Origin of the sequence: Pseudomonas sp. B35(2017) (assembly GCF_002113645.1) — a bacterium.
GTDB lineage: Bacteria > Pseudomonadota > Gammaproteobacteria > Pseudomonadales > Pseudomonadaceae > Aquipseudomonas > Aquipseudomonas ekonensis.
In genome coordinates this window covers 54572-74513 of sequence record NZ_NEIZ01000014.1, presented here as the reverse complement: position 1 = coordinate 74513, position 19942 = coordinate 54572, and the positions used below count along the sequence as shown (strand labels likewise).

Here is a 19942-nt window from a genome sequence, read left to right as displayed (position 1 = left end):
CAAGGAGGCGGCCATGTTCGAGATGTTCCTGAATGGGCTGGGGGTGCTGTTTCTGTGGCTGTCGGTGGAGTACTGCCTGCGCCACGAAACCGCCCAAAGCCTCGACGACGCCAGCCTCACGCCGTTCGCCGACGACCCGGAAGTGGCGCGGCGGGTGGAGCTGGCCACCGGCAAGACAGTGAAGGCCGTGGCGCCGGAGGAGGCCAAGCCGGGCTGGGTCAACATGGACATGTGACCCTGCGGGAGCGGGCCTGCCCGCGATGAAGCCGGTGCCGGCGATGGGGGGCTCCCACCGTTTCTGCACAGATCCGGAAAACGACCGACGGTGGTCTTTTCTGCGTACTTTGAGAGGGCACCTGTCAGATCTGACAGGTGCCCGGCCGCGCCTGCGGGTGTTTGATATCGCTGACTCGTCAACGCGATATCGGCACGACAGGAGCGCGACCATGAACACGCCAGACAACAACAATCAGCCGTTGGTCATCGACCGGCCCGCCATTCCCGGCCTGACGGTTCCGGTGGTTCATCCTGAGGCCCCCGACGGCGGCATTGCGCTGTCGCTCATCAGTAACGGCATACTCCGTGTGTCGTGCGATCCGTGGCTGAACATGGCACCGCGCGACTTCGCCGAACTGCTGCTCAATGAATCGGCCACCGCCGCCGTCAGCAAGACCATTCAGCCGGGTGAAGAAAACCTGCGCTTCGACCTGAACCTGCCGGCCGCCCTCCTGCGCGACGGGATCAACCGCCTGAGCCTGCGGGTCACCCGCATCAGCCAACCCGACCCCGAAACCTCGCAACCGCTGGTGGCGCTCTTCCACACCCCGCGCCCCGGCGGCGAAGTCACGGGCACGGGCGACAACCCGAACCTGCTCATGACCCTGCCGGCGGATGTCATCGCCAACGGCGTGGATGCCGCGCGCGCGGCGCAAGGCGTGGCCGTCACCCTGCGCTACATCCACCTGCGCGAACGCGATGTCATCACCTTGAGCGCCGACGGCCGTGAAACCACCCACACCGTGACGGCCGCCCAAGCGGCGGCCGGCAGCGTGGTGATCACCCTGTTCACCGAGGCGTTCTGGCAGGACAACCCCAGGTTCCAGCTCAAGTACCGCGTCACCGACCAGATCGGCAACACCTCAGGCCCGTTGGCGATCTGGTCCGCGACCACCGAGATCGACGTGCACATCCGCACGCCGGCACTGGACCTCAGACCGCCGAAAGTGCTGGAGGCCAAGGACGCCAACGGAACCGTGCTGAACTTCGTGCGCGACTTCTACGAGGCCCAGTACGCCACGGTCGAGGTGAACTACACCGGATCGGCGCCGGGCCAGACCGTGAAAGTGTACTGGGTGGGGCGCAACTCGACCTTCGGCAGCGAAATCCAGACCGTCACCACCGCAGGCCAGACCCTGACCTTCCGTGTGCCCCGCGAGGAAGTGGTCGACTGCATCGCCAACAGCGCGAAAATCTCGTATACCGTGCGGTTGCCGGGCACCCAGCCAGACATACCGTCGAGAAACCTAGACATCAACGTCACCGCGCAAAAGCACCTGCTGGGTGAACCGACTCTCAACGCCAACAAGACAAACCTGCGCGCCTACTACCCTCCTCTGGAAGGGAGCCACAAGGTGCGCATCTCTCTGACGGTGGGCACCATCCGCCACCACAGCGACGAGTTCGGCATCACCCAGCCGCAGTACACCGACGTCGCCGTCCCCCCCGCCTGGATCAGCAACAACCGGGGCAAGACCGGCCTGTTCAACTACACCCTGCACCGTACCGGCACCAGCGAGCCGATCATCTTTTCCTGGTATCTGCGGGTGACGATCTAGGGACGCGCCACACGAAACACCAAAGTGCCCGACCGGGCGAAGGAGCACGTCATGCGCAAAGCCATCGGAATCTTCTTGTTCGTCCTGCTGGCCGGTTGCTCGCAAGTCGCGACGCAGCCGCCGGCGACCGTCAACGTCAGCGCCAGCGGCACCCAGGTGCTCGACGGCCCGGCCATCGTCACGCAGTTGAAGACGCTCTACGGCCGGAAATTCCCCAACTGCTTCAACTCCGACTCGCAGCCGGCGTTCCTCTGCTCGGGGGTGACGCTGCGGGTGACGGTCAAGGATCCCAACAATCAGTACAAGGTCTGGGATCCGAGCCCCAACTCGGTGAAGAACGGTGGCGTCTCGTTTTCCTATCTGCGGGCCGATGCCAATTTCGGACGCCTGGCCTGGGGGCACGGCAACGGATTCATCGTCTATCCGATTTTCGAAGCACCGGCCGACAAGTATGACCTGGATTACCTGTGCTCCTACCCTTACGACGCCTGGACCTGGACCCGCTCGGCGACGGAGGTCTGCGTGGCCCACCCCGACTATCCCCAACAGAGCCAGCTCTGCCACAACGCCGGCGTGACCACGGCGGAGCAGTGGTATGACGTGTGGTCGATCGCCGGCGGCAACCGGAACCAGCGCCAGTGCGGCTTCGACATATCGGATGACCGCAACCAACTCGCGGGCCCGGCGTTCTATCAGTCCATCCGGGCCAGAGCGCTCGCCAACGTGTCCGGGGTCAACGAACACAATGAAATCCTGATCAAGACCTGGTGCGACCCGCTGTCGGCAGACCCTGCCAAGTCGTGCGCCCAGAGCTTCCCGCCGAACAAGTTCCCGCTCATGGCGTTCTTCTACATCTACGGCGGAAGCGATGCCGGACTGGCCGAGGCCCAGTACAACCAAAGGGACTTCTACAACTCGACCGACCCGAAGATCCTCGTGCCGATCATCCGGCTGACGCCGCCCTCCACGCCAGGCGTCGATTCATCGTTTTCCTACGATCCGGCCGATCAAGCTGTGACACCGTAAGCCCGGCGTGCGGCGGGAAACCGCTTCGGGGCGGATGACGCTGCGCAACACTTTGCAACTGAATGGGCGCTACAGTTGATTTGCGCTGGCATCCGCCGCCGAACCGCCGGAAACTCCCCTCAGGCCTGGCGCATCCGCGCAGGCCACAGCCTGAGGACATCCAATGCGCACCATCGGCCTGATCGGCGGCATGAGCTGGGAATCCAGCGCCGAATACTATCGCCTCATCAACCAGCAGGTCCGTGACCGGCTCGGGCCGCTGCGGTCTGCGCAACTGCTGATGCACAGCGTGGATTTCGGTCCGGTCGAGCAGGCCCAGCACGCCGGGCGCTGGGACGACGCGGCGGCGATCCTGGTGGATGCCGCGCGCCGGCTGGAGGCCGGCGGCGCCGAATGCGTGGTGCTGTGCACCAACACCATGCACAAGGTGGCCGAGCCGATCCAGGCCGCCGTCGGCATTCCGTTCCTGCACATTGCCGAACCCGCCGCCCATGCGGCCCTGGAGATCGGCGCCAACACCGTCGGCCTGCTCGGCACGGCGTTCACCATGGAGCAGGACTTCCTCAAGCAGCGGCTGCACGCCCAGGGCCTGAACGTGCTGGTGCCGGACGAGGCCGAACGCCGTGCGGTGCACCGGATCATCTACGAAGAGCTTTGCGTCGGCGTGATCAGCGAAACGTCACGGCAGACCTATCAGCGGGTGATCGAATCCCTGACCGCCCGGGGCGCCCAGGCGATCATCCTCGGCTGCACGGAAATCGGCCTGCTGATCAAGCCCGAGCACAGCGCCCTGCCCCTGCTCGACACCACCGCGCTGCATGCGCAGGCGGCGGTGGCGTTCGCCCTGGACGACTGAGTCACGCCTTGGGGCGCGGGCGCAGGCGGGCCATGCTCAGGGTGTCGACCCATTGCCCGTCGCGCACGGCGTAGTCACGCAACAGCCCCTCGGTCTCGAAGCCGAACTTGCGGTACAGGCCGATGGCGGCGTCGTTGTCGGCGTACACGGTGAGCTCGACCCGGTGCAGGTTCATCCAGTTGTCGGCGACGTCCAGCGCCGCCGCCAGCAGCCGGGAACCGACGCCCTTGCCCTGCCACGCCAAGGCGACGGCCATGCCGAAACTGGCGGCATGGCTGCGGCGCATCCGCGAGTACGCTTCAAGCCCCAGGTTGCCGATCACCGCACCCTGATGCAGCGCCACCAGCTTCACCGCCCGTTCGTTGTCCGCCAGCAGCCGCTGGCGCCAGACCTCGCTGGACTGAAACGGCATCTGCAGCACCTGCCGACCCACGGCCGGATCGTTGTAGAGCGCGGTGACACCCTCGACGTGGGATTCGTTGAAGCGTTCGAGGTGGATGGCGACGTTGTCGTCAGGCATGGCGGATCCCTCCTGGATCGGTTGCATGGCGGTTCACTCTAATCCGCCACCCATCATGTGATCCAGCGTCAGGCTATTCGAACCATTCCTGCCGCTCGCTGAACGTGTGGCGGATCAGTCCGGCCAACGCCTGCACCTCGGCCGATGCCTGCGACTCGGCATTCACCGCCAGCCACGCCTGCAACCGCATCGGCTCGTCGAACAGCCCCGGCAACGCCACCAGGCCCCGGTCGAAGCGGCCCATGTACATCGGCAGCAGACCGATGCAGGCGCTGCAACGGATCATCTCCAGCATCAGCTCATAGGACTGCATCTGCACCACCCCGGCCAGGCGTTGTTCGACCAGGTTGTTCCAGGGGCGAAAACCGTCGATCTGACGGTCGTGACGCCACTGCACCAGCATGAAGTCGGCCAGGTCGTCGAGGGTGTCCGGGCGCGCCGTCACCCGCGAATAGCGCTTGGCGATATGCGGCAGGTAGTCCAGGGTCGCCAGGCGTTGCGGATCGTCGGTGGCGAAGGTCGGGCCGGGATGGGGACTGTCGCCGGGGGCCAGCCACAGCACCACGTCGGCGCTCACTGCCCGCAGCGCCAGTTCGCTGTCCACCGAAATGATCTCCAGGCGCACGCTGGCGTTGCGTCGCAAAAGCGCGATCAGGTCGCGGCCCAGGATGTCGTGCAGGATCGACTCGGCCACGGCCAGGCGCACCAGCGGCTGCTCGACCACCGGCAGTTTGCGTTCGTGGGCCAGGGCGATCAGCCGCGCCTGCAACTGCTGGCCTTCGCGGGTCAGGCTCAGGGCGCTGCCCTGGAAGCTGAACAGCGCGCATTGCAGTTGCTGCTCCAACTGCGCCAGTTGCTTGCGCAGCAAGGTCGAACGCACGTTGAGGCTGCGGGCCGCCTGCATGAAGCAACCGCAGCGGGCGCTTACCAGGAAGTATTGCGCCACGTCGCCGTCGAGGGCGGCGGCCCGGGCCTGCCAGGGTTCCTCCTTGTCCTGCGGCCAGCGGTATTCGGGGCTGCCCTGTCGTCCTGCGGGTTCGGTGAATGACATCGATGACTCCCTGTCGATCTTTGTTGTTTGCCTGTGCACTCGTCCTTCGTGGGCGCTGGCTTGCCAGCGATGCGGTCGGCCGATCCAACTTGTCTGGTGACTGACACGCAGCCATCGCCGACAAGCCAGTGCCCACAAGGTTCAGCGGTGGATCCGAATTACCGTTTTCCCTCCAGCACCTTGTTGAGTTCAGCCCCGTCGATGCTCAGCGTCGCGGTGTTGAGCATGCCGTCCAGGTACGCCTGGGCGATCTGCTCCTGGCGCCGGGCACGCAACGCCTGGGTCAGTTGGTCACGCAGCTCGTCCAGGGTCGCGGTGCGGGCCGGCTGCAGCTCGGTGAGTTTGATCACGTGAAAGCCCGCCGCGCTCTGCACCGGCTCCGACACCGCGCCGACCTTCAGCCGCGCCACCGCGCCACGCACCTCCGGCACCAGTTGCTGCAACGGTTGCAGGCCGCTGTCGCCGCCCCGCTCGGCCGTGGTGCGGTCCTGGGAATACTGGCCGGCCAATGCGGCGAACTCCCCCGGCGCGGCCTGGGCCTTCTTGCTCAGCTCCGCCGCCTGCTTGCGCACGGCGTCGAGATTCTGCGGATCGCCCACGCCGAGGAAAATCTGGCTGACCCGGTACAGCGCCGGGGTCACCCAGTCGGCCTTGCCGGCCTCGTAGGCCTGCTGCAGTTCGGCGGCGCTCGGGTAGTCCGCCGGCACCTCGCTGACCGACCGCAAGTAGTCGCGGAAGACGATCTGCTCGGTGGCCGCGCGGGTCTGCCGGGCGACGTCGGGACGCTGCGCCCAACCCTGAGCGTCCGCCTGCTCCAGCACGGCCTTTTCGGCCAGCCGCGAACGGATCCAGCGCTCCAGCGCCTCGCGGTTGCCTTGCAGCTGTTCGCGGGACGCCGGCGGCAGGCTGGCCAACAGCGCCTGCACCTCCTGCGGCGACACCTGCTGATTGCCCAGGCGGGCCAGCGCCGGCCCCGCCTCGGCCTGCATCGACGGCGCCGGCTGCTGAGCGGCGACCGGGTCGCTGCCCGGCCGCACCGCCAACGCCACGGCCACCACCAGCAGCGCCACCGTCGCGGCGCCCATCACCATGGCAGGCTTTTTCACAGCACGGCTTCCTCTTGCGCGGCCGCTTCGGCGTTCACCGCCGGCGCGGCAGCCTGCTGGCTGAAATCACGCAGGTACACGATGAATTCCTGAAGCAGGCGGTCCCACAGTTCCAGGTTGCCGCGCAGGTGCGCCGCGCTGACGCCCGCCGCCACCACCACGTCCATTTCCATCACCAGGAACTCACCCTGCAACGACAGCCTTGCGAAGCGGCGCGAGGCGTTCCACTGCTCGGCCACCCCGGCCGGCAGCTCGCCCTGCACCCGCAGCGCGCAACTAAAGGTGAAGTCCACGAAACCGCCGGCCTCCGGCGCCGGGTTGCCGAAACGCACCGCGTAGCCGATGCCTTGGCTTGCGCTGAGCAACTGGACGATGCCGTTCTGTTCGGTCCGGTTGACCCGGTAACCGGCGGCTTGCAGCACTTCGGTCAACGAGGCCGGGGTCACGTGGCTGATCAATTGAGTCATGGTCGCTTCCTTGTCAAATCACTGGGCGAGCGCCGTTTTCGGCGCATCGAAATGGGTCTTGTAGAGCTCGTCGCCGAAGCCCTGGGCCAGTTCGTCGAACTTGACCCGGGCGCTGCCCGCGAAGGGCTGACGGATCTTCATCACCTGGGCCACATCGATGTTTTCGTAGGCGGTGAGGATCTCCTTGGCGACGCCGTACATCTGCTGATTCTTGACCGAACATTGCTGCACTTGTGTGTCACGTTCGGCCAATTGCGCCTGAAGCTTAGACCGTTCCGCCTCTTTGGCACGGGCCATGGCCAGCAGCTCGTCATAGGCCTTCTTGAACTTGCCGACCTGCTCGTTGCTGGCGGCCACCTGAGCCTGAGCCTGGCTGTGCAGGCTCTGCTGCTGGCCGGCCAACTGCTCGGCGACGCCCTTGGCCTTGGCCAGTTCGGCGGTCAATTGCTTGATCTGCGCCTGCGCCGCCTTGGCCTCGTTCTGCGCCGCCAACTGCGCGGCGCTGGCCTGGGCCTGCTGGCTCTGCAGGGCCTGCAATTGCTGGGCGGTGCTGCGCAGTTGGGTGCGCAGGCGCTCCTCCATGCCTTCGGCGCTCGCGCCGGTGGCGACCAACAGGCCCAGACCGAGCCACAGAAAACGCGTGTCCATTACCCTCTCCCGGCGCCTCAGAAGCGCGTGTTGATCTCAAGCTGCATGACATCGATGTCGAACGGCGCGCCGTACACCGCCTCGGTGCTCATCCAGCGGCCGGTGGCGTAGACGTTCTTGGCCAGCCCGTAGTTGCCGCCCAGGATGTAGCCCTTGGCGTTGGTGCCGCCCAGGTGGAACGAGGAATCGTTGAAGCCGTCCGGCAAGGCGTCCGGCTGGATGTACTTGTAGCCGGCGAACAGGTTCCAGTCGCCTTGCTTCTTCAGGTCCAGCGCGTTGCCGAGGGTGAACTGCACCATCCAGGCGTTGGCGCCGCTCTTGATCTGGCCGTCGCTGCCCAGGTTGTTGACGATCTGCCCGGCCGAACGCTTGCGCATGTCGCCTTCGTCGTAGCCCAGGTTGTGGATGTAGTTGCCTTGGCCGCGCAGCTTGAAGTCCTGCGGCAGATCCGCGTCCCAGACCAGGTTCAGGTCCAGCAGGTTGAACTCCGACGCCAGGCCGACGAACTGCGGCTGCGGCGTGCCCGCCGGGTTGAGCGGGTTGGGCGTGATGTCGCGCAGCAGGAACACGCTGTTGCCCTTCTGCATGAACGCGGCGCGGGTGCCGTCGCTGTCGCAGCCCGGCTCCCCGGCCCAGGGCCGGCAAGGGCTGGAGCGTTGGCCTTCGATGTCGTCGAAGCGGTAGTACGCCAACGCGCCCTTGAGCCGGTTATCGCTGTTGATCGCCCACTTGGCGCCGATCTGCGCGCCGTACAGCCACTTGTTGTCGCTTTCTTCCTTGTCGAAGCCGTTGCTGGTGGTGGTGTCGTTGGTGTAGTCCACCGGGAACGCGCCGACGGTGCCGAACACGCCCCAGTCGCGGCTGAGCTTGCGGTCGAAGATCGCCGCTATGCCATCGAAGTTCAGGTCGTTGGAATACAGCATGTCGGTGGACATGAACGGGTTGGCGAAACGTCCGCCGGTCAGGGTCAGCTCATCCGACGGTTTCCAGGTCAGGTAGCCCTGGTCGAGCCAGATGTCTTTCTTGGCGAAGCCGCCGCCCAGGTTCTGGGTGGTGGACACCGGGTTGTTGTCCGAACCGGTGCCGATGCGTACGCCGGCGGTCCACTGCGGCGCGATCTCGGCCTTCATGCCCAACCGGGCGCGCAGGCGGAACAGGTTCTCGCGGTCCTCGCGGGTGTTGAGCAACGGCGGCAGGTTGGTGCTGCTGTTGGGGTTCACGTCGTACGGGCCGTTGTTGTTGAGCTTGGCGAAGTCGACGATCTCGTTGCTGTTGCTGCCCGAGTAGTAGCGCGACTCGTCGCGCAGGCGGATGTCGCCGTCGAAACTGATGCGCGCGACCCACTCCGGAAAGGTGTTGGGCTGGGCCCAGTTCTCTTGCTTGGCGGTGGCCATGACCTCGGCCTTGACCTGATCGCGGATCTGGTCGCGCACCGCGGCCGGCACGTACTGCACGCGCACGTCCCCCGGCGCGGCGACCGGGCCTGCCGCCACGGCGACCGAGGCGGCGGCCTGCTTCGCCTGGGCGGCCTCGTTCTGGGCCTGGGCGATCAGCGCGTCGGCCTTGTCCTGCTTGAGGATGCCCTGCTCGACCAGCAAGCGGATCAGGTTGATCGTGGCGTTCTCCGAAGGCGCGGGCGCGGGCGCTGCCGCGGCCTGACCGACCAGGGTCGCGACGACCATGCCGACCGCCAGGGACAACCGGTTCACGTGGGAAATCATCTGCACACAACTCCTTTTGGCAAATCTTGAGTAATTCGGTCAGCCCGGACGCCGTCCCTGCAGGGACAGGCGCACAGGCAATGTGATGGAGGCCGGCGGCCGTTCGCTCAGGGCCGGCGCGGCACGCAGCGCCGCCAGCACCTGGGCGTCGATGTCCGGTTTGCCGCTGGACTTCGTCAATTCCACCCGGGTGATTTCGCCGGCGCCGCTGAGCCACACATCGGCTTGCAGCGAAAACGCCAGGTTGCGCAGGTCGGGGTTCTCGCGCAGCAGCTTCTGGAAGGTGAACGCCAGGAACTGGCTGTACGTGCCGTTGCCCAGGCGCCCGCCGCCGGCCCCGGCCATGCCGCCGCCCTTGCCCGCGCCGATGTTGAAGGCGTCGCTGCCGGCCTGGGCGTCGCCGTCGATCTGCATCGGGTTGGCCAGGTCGTCCGCCGGTGACGGCGGCGCTTCCTCCTCGGGCTTGACCTCTTGCGGCTCGGGGGTCGGCTCCGGCTCGACGACTTTTTCCTCCACCGGCTGCTCCGGCTCCGGCGGCTTTTCCGGGGGCGGTGGCGGCGGTGGCGGCAACGGAATGATGGTCGGCACCTTCGGCGCTTCGCGGCGGATGCCGCTCATGTCGTTGGCCCACTGCCACAGCAAATATGCCGCGAGCGCGCCGACGATCAGCCCCGCGCCCCACTTCACGTAGCGCAGCGGCGAGGCCTTCTTCACCGGCAACGGCTCGATCGGGTTGTGTGCGGTCATGGCTCAGCCCTGGCTCGGTTTGCCGGTGACGAGACCGACCTGGGACAGTTCGAGCCGGCGCAACAGGTCCAGCACCTCGATGACTTTCTGGTATTGCACCGTGGCGTCGCCGCGCACGATCACCGGGAAGTCCGGGTTCTGCGCCTTCTCGATGCGCAGGCGCTCCTCCAGCTCCACCAGGGTCACCGGGTAGGCGTCGAGGAACACCTGGCCGCCGTCGTTGACCGAAATCGCCTTGGTCTTGGCCTCGGACAGCGACACCGCCGCGCTGGCCTTGGGCAGGTTGATCTGGATCCCGGACACCTGGGCGGTGGCGGTGAGGATGAACATCACCAGCACCACCATCAGCACGTCCACCAGCGGGGTGATGTTGATGCTGTCCACCGCTGCGTCTTCGTCATCGTCGTGGGAGGCATTTACGGACGCCATGTCAGTGCTCCTCAGGCCGGTACGGAGTGGTTGACGTGATGGCCGCGCACCTGCGCCGCCTCACTGGACTGGCCTTCGCCGTGCATCTCCGCCAGACGGGTGATGAACTCGTCGACGAACACGCGCATGTCGGCGCTGACTTCCTTGTTGCGGGTGATCAGCCGGTTGTAGCCGAACAGCGCCGGGATCGCGACGAACAGGCCCATGGCGGTGGCGAGCAGCGCGGCGGCCATGCCCGGCGCGATGGCGTTGATGTTGACGTCACCGGCCATGGCCGTGCCGAGGAACACCACCATGATCCCCAGCACGGTGCCGAGCAGGCCGATGTACGGGCCGCCGGCGATGGCGTTGGACAGGGTCGAGAGCTTGGCGCTCAGGGCCTGGTTCTCACGGGTGCGCACGCCGTCCATGGAGCAACGGATGGCCTCGATGGTGGCCGCCGACACCGACGAGGTGTCGGCGCCCTGCTCGCGGCGGGTGCGGATCTCTTTCACGGCCACCAGGTACAGGCGCCACAGCGGCGAATGCTGCAGGCGCTGGGCGAGCTGAGTGTCGTCGGCGAACATCTCCAGGCGCGTGCCGACCTTGGCGAACTGCACGCGGAAATCTTCGTTGGCGGCAGTGACGCGGCCCAGGGTGCGGTTCTTGCGGATCATGATGATCCACGACTGGAACATCATCAGCACCAGCACCGCGATGATCACCCAGGCGTCCGCCGGCACCGCGTTGAGCAAAAAGCCCAGGCTGCCGAAGCCGAAGCCGGACTGTTCTTCATCGACACCGTAGGCGACCAGTTTCGACTCGGCGCCCTGGGCGGTGGCGTCGGCCAGCAGCAACGCCGCCGGGCGCGCGACCTTGGACAGGCGCAGCTCGTCGATGGCGCCCGCGAACGGCAAGTACGGGCCGGCGGCAAGGTCGGCGCCGATGGCCATGGCCGAGTTGAACGCCGGCATCGCTTGCGCCAGCGCGACGTTCTCGCGGCCGTTGACGTACAGCGCGGTCTTGCCGCCCTCGGCGGTCACCGCCAGATGTTGCCATTGGCCAGGGCTCAGCGCCTGGCCGGCGACGGCGCGCTGGCCGTCGATCTCCACGAACGGCACACCCTGATTGACCCCCACCAGCAGGCTGGCGGCGCCCTCGCGGCGGGCCAGGATCAACTGCTCGCCGTTGGCCTGATCCAGCCGCAGCCAGGCACTGAAAGTGAACGCGCTGCCGGCGCTGTGCTGCAGCGACGGGCTGGCCGGCAACAGCAGCGGCTGGCCGCTGAACTGCAAGGCGCGCCCCACCACGCCGTCGATGCTTGCGCCGGTGGCGCTCTGGGCGGTGTTGCCGTAGGCGGTGGTGTCCTTGGCCGGCGTGCCGGTGGCGCCGTCGAAGTGATAGAGCGCGGTGTAGTTCGGATCGAACGTCAGCTGGCCGTTGCCGGTGGCCGGGGCCTTCGGGTTGCCGTAGTACATCCAGATGTCCTGGCGCTGGCCGCCTTCGACGTTCGGCACATCGACCCAGACCAACGCCATGCCCATCAGCGCATCGAAGCTTTCGATCTGGTGGTTGAGCACAGTCTTGTCGTCGGCGGCCACGAAGCGCAGGTCCGAGCCGTCCTCCTTCACGCCGTCGAAGGTGAAGTTGCCGGTGTGCAGGCGCACCAGCAGCGCGGTACGGCCCAGGGCCTGCGGAATGCCTGCGCCCTGGGGCGTGGTGTCCACGGTGATCTGCTTGCGGTAGTGCCAGTCGTCCTGCCACCAGGCCTGGGCCGTGGCCGGGAGCACGAAGCCCAGGCAGATCAACAACGATAGGAAAAGGCGCTGCATGGAAAGTGCTCCTGTTAGAAAGTGGCCTGAAGGTTGAAATGCAGGCGCGATTCCTGTTTCGAGGTGTTCGGCCCTTCGAGTAGCGGGTAGCCCCAGTCGAGGCTGCCGGACAGCCATTTGCTCAGGCTGGCGCGGGTGCCGAGGCCGACGCTGGCCAGTGCGTAGTCGGCGTCCTGGTCCGGCAGCTCGTCGCGCAGGTACAGTTGCGCGCCTTCGGCGAAGGCGTAGAAGCGCCAGTCCTGCATCCAGCCGCCGACGAACTTGGCCAGCGACGGGGTGCGCAGCTCCTGGCTGAGCAGGAAGCCGTCGTCGGCGGTGCGTTCGGCCGCCAGGTAGCCGCGCACCGAGGTCGCGCCGCCGGCGGAGAACTGTTCGTTGGAGACCAGCGGCCCGGACGCGAGCTGGAACGCGGCCTTGCTTGCGCTCTGCCAGTCGTTGTCGAAGGTCCAGGTGAAATTCGTGTCGCCCTTGACCACCGCGAAGCTCGGCTTGGCGCGGTAGCGTTTGTAGTCGAACTCTTCGTCGGAGCTGCCGTAGCCGAGAATGCTGCGGGTGGCCGCCACCAGGCTCAGGCCAAGGCCCAGCTGGCTCTTTTCGGTGTAGCGGTAGCCGTTGTAGGCGAAGGTGAACGGCGCGTACTTGAGCGGCACCTTGTCGCTGTCGCCGGCCAGGGTCAGACGTTCGTCGAAGTCCTTGAAGTCGATGCCCGCCGACAGCGAGTTCGACCAACTGCCGCTGGACGGCAGCGTGTAGATCGCCGACACCCCGTAGGAATGGCCCTTGCCCAGCACGTTGCTGCCGCCGAGGGTGGCGACGTTGCTGTCGGACTGGTAGCCGGAGAACTGCACGCTCCAGCGGTCGCTCAGCGGCGCGGTGTACGACGCCGACCAGACTTTGGCGTTGTCGGTGTCCTGGGGTGCGGTGAAGTATGTCAGGCTGAGGCTGTGACCGAGCTGCCAAAGGTTGTTGTAACCCAGACTGGTGACAGCCCGGAGCTTTTCGGTGTCGGCGCTGTAGTCGTTGTTCAGGCCGACGCTGGCGGTCCACGGGTTCTGGTCTTCGACCTGCAGGTCCACGTCCATCGTGCCGGGGCGCTGGCCTTCGCGCACCAGCGGCATGACCTGGCGGCCCGGCGTCTTGTTCAGTTGCGCCAGTTCGCCCTGCACCTTGGCGAAGTCCGGCACCTCGCCTTCCTTGAGCGCCGGGACGTTGTCGCGGATGTCCAGCAGCGAGTAATGCTTGGCGCCGACCACCCGCACCCGGCCGACCTTGGTCTCGCTGACCTGCAGGTAGACGATGCCGTCGGCCACCGCCTGCTCCGGCAATTCGACGAACACCGATTGGTAGCCGCGGTCCTGATAGGCCTTCTGCAACGCGTCCCGCGCGCCTTCGATGTCGCTCAGGGCCTTTTGCGGGCCGAGGAACGGATACACCGCCTCTTCGATGGCCCGCGCGTCGAGCACGGTGTTGCCGCGCACGAAGTATTCGTTGACGTCCACCAGGCGCTGCGGCGCGGCGCCCTCTTCGGCGATCGCAGGCTGCGCGCCGGCCGTCACCAGCAGCCAGCCCCACAGCGCCAGCCGTGACTTGAAAATCCGTTCCACACCATTCCCCTGAATTCGCGATGGTCTACGGCGCGAAAGCGCCTTGTGTGCTGCGTCGGTCAATTGCTGGCGGCAGGCGTCCCGGCGTGCTTGCCCAGCCACGTGTGCAGCAGGGCGAAGTTCAACGAGAACTCGGGCATCTGCAGCAGCGCGCCGCAGAACACTTCGCCGATGATTTTCTGGATGAGCTGCACCGCACGCGGGTTGTTGAGCAGCGTGGCGGTGTCACGGCCGAGGGTGTTGAAGCTCCAGACCTTCTGGTTCAGGCCAAGCCCCACGAACCAGCGAAACAGCAGGTTGTAGTTGAGCTGCTCGAACAACTGCTGCTCGCTGGGCACCGAATACAGCAGTTGCAGGAGCAGGATGTGCATGACGGTCTGCGCGGGAATGACCCTGCCGGGCTCGGCATTGAGTTCATGCAGGAGGTCGCGGTGCTCGTCGAGCAGGTCATCGATCTGCGGACGCAGCAACACCAGCGAATGGCCCGGCGGAATGTAGCTGGAGACCTCCTTCAAGGCGCCCTGCCAGTCGTCCTGCGACACGATCCAGACCCACGGCGCACCGTAGCGGTACACCGACACCGGCTTCTTGCGCGCGGCCTCGACGATCTTCGACAGGCGTTGATCGAGTTCCTGCATGCCCACTTTCGAGTAGCGTTCCATAGTCCCCATTGCCTCACTCCCGGCGTCCCGCCTCGGCTTGCGATGACCGCCCCGAAGGGCCCCTCAAGCGCGTTACATAGGCATGACCGGACTGGCGATGTGCTACCGAACTTTTGTCACAAAAGCTTCATTACCGAAGAGACGTGCACCCATCAAATGTGGGCGCCAGCCTGCTGGCGATGGCGCCGGCCAAGGCACCGCAGGACGGAAGCAAGGGCGTGGCGCCCGCCCCGAAAGCGTCTTGCCAGCGGACGGCAGGACGCTTTCGCGAGCAGGCTCGCGCCTGCCAGGGGGAATGGTGAAAGGATGTCAGCCGTACACCGGCCAGGTGTCGACGATCTTGCCGCCGCGCACCGCCAGCAGATCGCCGAACTGCAGCAGCACCGCCTCGGTCTGGGTCGGGCGCAGGAAGACCTGGTCCTCCACGTTCAACCCCACGGCGCTGGAGCCGTTGACCATCTCCTGATTGGAACTGCGCCCGTAGACGCCGTTGCTTTGCAGCCCCGGCGGCGATTCGAACTCGGCCATCCAGTTGCCGCCGTAGATGAAGAAAGTCTGGCGCTGGTTGGTGTCCCACCAGGAGAACAGCTTCGACTTGTCGTCCAGCGCCGGGATGTTCACCGCGCCGGTGCTTTTCAGCACAGGCGTGGCGATGTAGGCGGCGGGTTCGTGCTCGACCAGCGACGGCAGGTCGTAGTGGGTCGGTTTGAGCATCGCCGTGCCCACCGACACCTCGGTGCTCAGGGTTTCGTTTTCGTGCATGCGGTAGCTCGGGCTGCCGGCGGTGTTCAGGCACAGGCCGTCGTGCCACAGGGCCGGGAAGCGCTGGCGGGTGAAATCCACGCAGCGCTGATAGATCGCCATCACCTTGGCGAACAGTTCCTGCGGCGAGCCGAGGATCCCCGGCACGCCCATGCCCACGAACGGGTCGTAGCCCATGAACCCGGCGAACGTCAGATGCTGCGGGTTGGCGGCGATCAGCGTGAGCATCTGCCCCAGCGTTTCCAGGTCGCCGACCCCGCCCCGGTGCAGGCCCACATCCAGCTCGATGTTGACCTGCATCCGCGTGCCCAGCCCTTTGGCCAGCGCCAGGTACTGCTGCAGACGTTCGGGGCCGTCGAGCAGCCATTGCAGTTGCTTCGACGGATCGAACGGGCCTTGGTGGGTCTGGTAGAACAGCTCGGCGGAACGCACCGGCAACGGCTTGCCCAGCAGGATGTCGGACTGCGGGAACGTCACCGCGTCATGGTTGAGGAACGGCTGGTGGAACGACATCAGCCGCTGGGTGCCTGCACGCTGGGCGATGTAGCTCAGCAGCCCCGGCGACGGCAGGGATTTCTCCACCAGCCGCAGGTGCTTGCCCGCCCGTTTGACCGAACGCACCACCACGTCGATGTTGTGGTCCAGCCGGTCCAGGTCGATCAGCATCACCGGGCGCATCGGCCCGCGGGCCTTGAGTTCGCGGTTCAGCTCGCGGAAATAGTCGCTGTAGGGCCCGCCGCGGTCACCGGGCCGCAACCACGCACCCACGCCGGCCAGCAGCACGCCGACACCCAAGGTGCCCAACAGGAAATTGCGTCGGTCGACAGCCATCAGCTCACCCCCAGAATCGACGACAGATGGGCATTGAGGAACTTGCCCTGCGGATCCAACGCCTGGCGCACTTCGATGAACTCGCGCCAGCGCGGGTACAGCGGCTGCAGCGTGCGGGCGTTGAGCGTGTGCAACTTGCCCCAGTGCGGCCGGCCGTTGTACTTCCAGAAGATCGGTTCGACGGCGGCGAAGAAGTTATGGTGATCCATCTGGTAATGCTGATGCACCGAGATCGAACAGCTGTCGCGGCCCTCGAACATGCTCAGCGGGATGTCGTCGGCCTTGACGTAGCGGTACTCGATGGGAAACCAGGTGCGCAGGTCCTTGTCGCGGATCAGCTTGAGGATCTCGCGCAGGCAGGCCGGCCCGTGTTCCGCCGGGATCGAGTACTCCATCTCGTTGAAGCGCACGGTGCGCACGTTGGCGTAGATGTCGAACGAGTCGCCCACCCGGTCATCGAAACTGGCCAGGTGGCGCAGGCTGTTGAGCAGCGAGCTGCGCAGCTCGGGGAAATCGCTGCCGTACTTGTCGAGCTTCTCGATCAGGGTCACGAACTCGTTGCCGCCCTCCTCTTCGGGGCTGATCGGCGGCGTGGCCGGGTCGCTGGTTTCGTTGAGGGCGATGGACAAGGCGTAGTCGGAATGGGTGACCACGAGCATTTCCCAGTGCTGGTTTTCCGAGGTGTTCTTGTCGATGTCCTCCAGCAGCTCTTCGGTCTTGGCGATCCACTGGCGCTCGCGCAGGCGGTAGGCCGGACGGTTCTGCAGACGGATCTTCGTGGCCACGCCGAGGGCGCCGAGTGAGACGCGGGCCGCGTTGAACACCTCGGGGTGGCGCTGGCTGTCGCAGTCCAGCACCTGGCCGTCGGCGCCCACCAGTTGCAGCCCGCAGACATGGGCGGAATAGGACTGGAAGGTTTTGCCGGTGCCGTGGGTCGAGGTCGAAATCGCCCCGGCCAGGGTCTGGTAGTCGATGTCGGCCATGTTGTGCAGGGCCTGGCCGATGTCCTTGAGCGGCTGGCCCATGCGCGACATCGGCGTGCCGGCGGCGAACTCGGCCTGCAGGGTGTTCGGGTCGTGGCCGAGCAGGCCGTTGAAGTAGCTCAGCGACAGCAGCGTGCCGTCGGTGGGCACCAGCGCGCTGAAGGAATGCGCCGAGCCCACCGGCCGGATCTTGCCCGGCGCCTGGCGGATGGCCTGGCTCAACTCGTCCAGGTTCTTGGGCGCCAGCCGCGCCGCCGGCAGGCAGCTCTGCCCGCCGGACCAGTTGCGCCAGGGAATCAGCCGTGGCGCGCGCATCAACTGGCCCAATGCCGGGTTCGCCGCCAGCGCGCTGAACGCGCCGACGATGCTCGCCCGTTGCAACAACTGACGCCGTGTCAGATCCATCGTCATGCGGGCACCCTTACTGTGGGATCGGTTGGTCGGCCATGAAGCCGATCAGTTGCAGGAATTGCTCTTCCGAGCACTCTACGCACTGGCCCATCGGCGGCATGCCGTTGTAGCCGTTGATGGCGTGGTCGAGCAGCGTGTCGCCGCCCTGCCGGATGCGCGGCTCCCAGGCCTTGCGGTCGCCGGTCAGCGGCGCGTTGGCGGCGGGGTTGGCGTGGCAGAGCTGGCAGCTGTTGGCGTAGATCTGCGCCAGTGCCGGGTCGGCGGGCGTGGCGGTGCTGGCGATGCCGGCGGCGGCAGGCGCCTTGGCGTCATCGCCGCAGCCCCCCACGGCAACGGCCAGCAGCAGCGGAAGCAGGAATCGGGCGGCCCCCATGGCAATCCTCGCGTTTGGCACCGCGCCCATGGCGGCGGCACCTTTGTTGTTGTGGTCAAGGCAGGGTCAACCTTAAGCCAGCGCCGCGCGGGGGTTGAGGGCATTGCGGGCCAGCGAGGGGGCATCCGGGGCCATGGCGCTGTTGCGCGAACGGCATTTGCCTTGCAGCGCCCTGACCGACGCTATCGTGGGCGAGCCCGCTCCCACAGGCTATGCGGCGCATACAACACTTGTGAACGACAGAGAACCTTGTGGGAGCGGGCTTGCCCGCGATGGCGTCAGGTCAGCCAGCCGCCAAGTCCCTGACACACCGCCATCGCGAGCAACCGGCTCTGTTTCGCGCCTTTGCCTGACCCGCACGGGTTTAACTCCGGGGCCGTTCAGGCGTATAACCACTGAAGCCTTTTCCAATCCGTACGCCGACATCATCTACAGGGTAGTGACATGACCTCAGCAAACATCCTTGGCAACCTGTTCCCATCTGTCAGCGACATCCCGGATAAATACCGCCTCGACGGCCAGACCGAGCAGCGCGAGTACCTGGTCGACGGCGAGCTGCGCCGCTGGGACGGCCCTCTCGCCACCGTGCGCAGCCCGGTGTACCTACACGGCGACAACGGCGACGAACAGGTGATCCTCGGCAGCACGCCGCTGCTGGACGCCGACACCGCCCTCACCGCCCTCGACGCCGCCGTGCGTGCCTATGACCGGGGCCAGGGCCTGTGGCCGACCATGCGGGTGGCCGAGCGCATCCAGCACGTCGAGGCGTTCCTGGGCCGCATGCGCCAGCAGCGCGACGCGGTGGTGAAGCTGCTGATGTGGGAGATCGGCAAGAACCTCAAGGATTCGGAAAAGGAATTCGACCGTACCTGCGACTACATCGTCGACACCATCAACGCCCTGAAGGAGCTCGACCGCCGCTCCAGCCGCTTCGAGCTGGAACAGGACACCCTCGGTCAGATCCGCCGCGTGCCGCTGGGCGTCGCGTTGTGCATGGGCCCCTACAACTACCCGCTGAACGAGACCTTCACCACGCTGATCCCGGCGCTGATCATGGGCAACACCGTGGTGTTCAAGCCTGCCAAGCTCGGCGTGCTGCTGATCCGTCCGCTGCTGGAGGCGTTCCGCGACAGCTTCCCGACCGGCGTGATCAACGTGATCTACGGCAGCGGCCGCGAGACCGTCAGTGCCCTGATGGCCAGCGGCAAGATCGACATCTTCGCCTTCATCGGCACCAACAAGGCCGCCAGCGACCTGAAGAAGCTGCACCCCAAGCCGCACCGCCTGCGCGCGGCCCTGGGCCTGGACGCGAAGAACCCCGGCATCGTCCTGCCGGAGGTGGACCTGGACAACGCGGTCAGCGAAGCGGTCACCGGCTCCCTGTCGTTCAACGGCCAGCGCTGCACGGCGCTGAAAATCCTCTTCGTCCATGAAGACGTGGTCGATCGCTTCATCGAGAAATTCAACGCCAAACTGGCCAGCCTCAAACCCGGCATGCCGTGGGACAGCGGCGTGGCGCTGACGCCGGTGCCGGAGTCGGGCAAGGTCGATTACCTGCACGGCCTGGTGGCCGACGCGGTGAGCAAGGGTGCGGCGGTGGTCAACCCCAACGGCGGCGAGGCCCGCGCGTCGTTCTTCTACCCGGCGGTGCTGTACCCGGTGACGCCGCAGATGCGCGTCTATCAGGAAGAGCAGTTCGGCCCGGTGGTGCCGATCGTGCCGTACCGCCACCTCGATACGGTGATCGACTATGTGCTGGAATCGGACTTCGGCCAGCAGTTGAGCCTCTTCGGCACCAACCCGGTGGCGATCGGCCGGCTCGTGGACACCTTCGCCAACCAGGTCGGCCGCATCAACCTCAACGCCCAGTGCCAGCGCGGCCCGGACACCTACCCGTTCAACGGCCGGAAAAACTCCGCCGAAGGCACGCTGTCGGTGCACGACGCATTGCGGGTGTTTTCGATCCGCACCCTGGTGGCGACCAAGTTCCAGGACAACAATAAGGATCTGATCAGCGAGATCATCCGCGGGCGGGACTCGAACTTCATCGCCACCGACTACATCTTCTGAGGAGCGAACGCCGCTGAGCACCTTCAGCC

19 protein-coding genes are annotated in these 19942 nt (G+C 66.2%); 5 read left to right on the top strand and 14 right to left on the bottom strand.

Translation table 11 applies throughout. The annotated features are described in order from the left end of the window. Nucleotides 1-13: 13 nt before the first annotated feature. The 4 genes from CAG41_RS20830 (at nt 14) to CAG41_RS20815 (ending at nt 3717) form a co-directional block, all read left to right on the top strand. The gene (locus tag CAG41_RS20830) at nt 14-235 is read left to right on the top strand and encodes a CcoQ/FixQ family Cbb3-type cytochrome c oxidase assembly chaperone (protein WP_085582450.1); all 222 of its coding nucleotides are present in this window, start codon (nt 14-16) and stop codon (nt 233-235) included. A gap of 211 nt (nt 236-446) precedes the next feature. Beyond that, complete coding sequence (locus tag CAG41_RS20825; RefSeq protein ID WP_085582448.1) at nt 447-1835, top strand: hypothetical protein; 1389 nt, start codon at nt 447-449, stop codon at nt 1833-1835. A gap of 51 nt (nt 1836-1886) precedes the next feature. Beyond that, nucleotides 1887-2861: a halovibrin HvnC gene (locus tag CAG41_RS20820; protein WP_085582446.1), complete on the top strand. Its 975-nt coding sequence runs from the start codon at nt 1887-1889 to the stop codon at nt 2859-2861. Between the two features lie 163 nt (nt 2862-3024). Beyond that, nucleotides 3025-3717, top strand: a complete 693-nt coding sequence (locus CAG41_RS20815; protein ID WP_085582444.1) for an aspartate/glutamate racemase family protein — start codon at nt 3025-3027, stop codon at nt 3715-3717. 1 nt (nt 3718) lies between these two features. On the opposite strand, the gene CAG41_RS20810 is transcribed toward CAG41_RS20815, so the two are convergent. The 14 genes from CAG41_RS20810 to CAG41_RS20745 form a co-directional block, all read right to left on the bottom strand. Continuing rightward, the gene (locus tag CAG41_RS20810; protein ID WP_085632777.1) at nt 3719-4237 is read right to left on the bottom strand and encodes a GNAT family N-acetyltransferase; all 519 of its coding nucleotides are present in this window, start codon (nt 4235-4237) and stop codon (nt 3719-3721) included. 73 nt (nt 4238-4310) lie between these two features. Next, nucleotides 4311-5288, bottom strand: coding sequence for a LysR family transcriptional regulator (locus tag CAG41_RS20805; RefSeq protein WP_085632779.1), 978 nt, complete (start codon nt 5286-5288; stop codon nt 4311-4313). A gap of 158 nt (nt 5289-5446) precedes the next feature. Beyond that, the gene (locus CAG41_RS20800) at nt 5447-6394 is read right to left on the bottom strand and encodes a peptidylprolyl isomerase (RefSeq protein WP_085632781.1); all 948 of its coding nucleotides are present in this window, start codon (nt 6392-6394) and stop codon (nt 5447-5449) included. Then, the gene (locus tag CAG41_RS20795; RefSeq protein ID WP_085582436.1) at nt 6391-6861 is read right to left on the bottom strand and encodes a YbjN domain-containing protein; all 471 of its coding nucleotides are present in this window, start codon (nt 6859-6861) and stop codon (nt 6391-6393) included. The genes CAG41_RS20800 and CAG41_RS20795 overlap by 4 nt, the downstream gene beginning before the upstream one ends. 18 nt (nt 6862-6879) lie before the next feature. Further along, nucleotides 6880-7509: a DNA repair protein gene (locus CAG41_RS20790; protein WP_085582434.1), complete on the bottom strand. Its 630-nt coding sequence runs from the start codon at nt 7507-7509 to the stop codon at nt 6880-6882. A 17-nt stretch (nt 7510-7526) separates the two neighbouring features. Beyond that, nucleotides 7527-9230 carry a putative porin gene (locus tag CAG41_RS20785; RefSeq protein ID WP_085656506.1) on the bottom strand — a complete coding sequence of 568 codons (1704 nt, stop codon included), beginning with the start codon at nt 9228-9230 and terminating at the stop codon, nt 7527-7529. Nucleotides 9231-9269: 39 nt separating this feature from the next. Continuing rightward, complete coding sequence (locus CAG41_RS20780; protein ID WP_085582430.1) at nt 9270-9977, bottom strand: TonB C-terminal domain-containing protein; 708 nt, start codon at nt 9975-9977, stop codon at nt 9270-9272. Nucleotides 9978-9980: 3 nt separating this feature from the next. Next, nucleotides 9981-10406, bottom strand: a complete 426-nt coding sequence (locus tag CAG41_RS20775; protein ID WP_085640080.1) for a biopolymer transporter ExbD — start codon at nt 10404-10406, stop codon at nt 9981-9983. A gap of 11 nt (nt 10407-10417) precedes the next feature. Continuing rightward, nucleotides 10418-12217, bottom strand: coding sequence for a DUF2341 domain-containing protein (locus CAG41_RS20770; RefSeq protein ID WP_085707420.1), 1800 nt, complete (start codon nt 12215-12217; stop codon nt 10418-10420). 14 nt (nt 12218-12231) lie between these two features. After that, nucleotides 12232-13821, bottom strand: coding sequence for a ShlB/FhaC/HecB family hemolysin secretion/activation protein (locus CAG41_RS20765; protein WP_085707419.1), 1590 nt, complete (start codon nt 13819-13821; stop codon nt 12232-12234). A 59-nt stretch (nt 13822-13880) separates the two neighbouring features. Further along, nucleotides 13881-14483, bottom strand: a complete 603-nt coding sequence (locus tag CAG41_RS29220) for a transposase (protein WP_371856120.1) — start codon at nt 14481-14483, stop codon at nt 13881-13883. A 309-nt stretch (nt 14484-14792) separates the two neighbouring features. Continuing rightward, nucleotides 14793-16001 carry a DSD1 family PLP-dependent enzyme gene (locus tag CAG41_RS20755; protein WP_170930299.1) on the bottom strand — a complete coding sequence of 403 codons (1209 nt, stop codon included), beginning with the start codon at nt 15999-16001 and terminating at the stop codon, nt 14793-14795. Nucleotides 16002-16075: 74 nt separating this feature from the next. Beyond that, the gene (locus CAG41_RS20750) at nt 16076-17404 is read right to left on the bottom strand and encodes a D-arabinono-1,4-lactone oxidase (protein ID WP_170930298.1); all 1329 of its coding nucleotides are present in this window, start codon (nt 17402-17404) and stop codon (nt 16076-16078) included. A 76-nt stretch (nt 17405-17480) separates the two neighbouring features. After that, complete coding sequence (locus CAG41_RS20745) at nt 17481-17843, bottom strand: cytochrome c5 family protein (protein WP_085582418.1); 363 nt, start codon at nt 17841-17843, stop codon at nt 17481-17483. 444 nt (nt 17844-18287) lie between these two features. On the opposite strand from CAG41_RS20745, the gene CAG41_RS20740 reads away from it, so the two are divergent. Then, entirely contained in the window at nt 18288-19913 is a 1626-nt protein-coding gene (locus CAG41_RS20740; protein ID WP_085640097.1) for an NADP-dependent glyceraldehyde-3-phosphate dehydrogenase, read from the top strand. Nucleotides 19914-19942 lie beyond the last annotated feature (29 nt).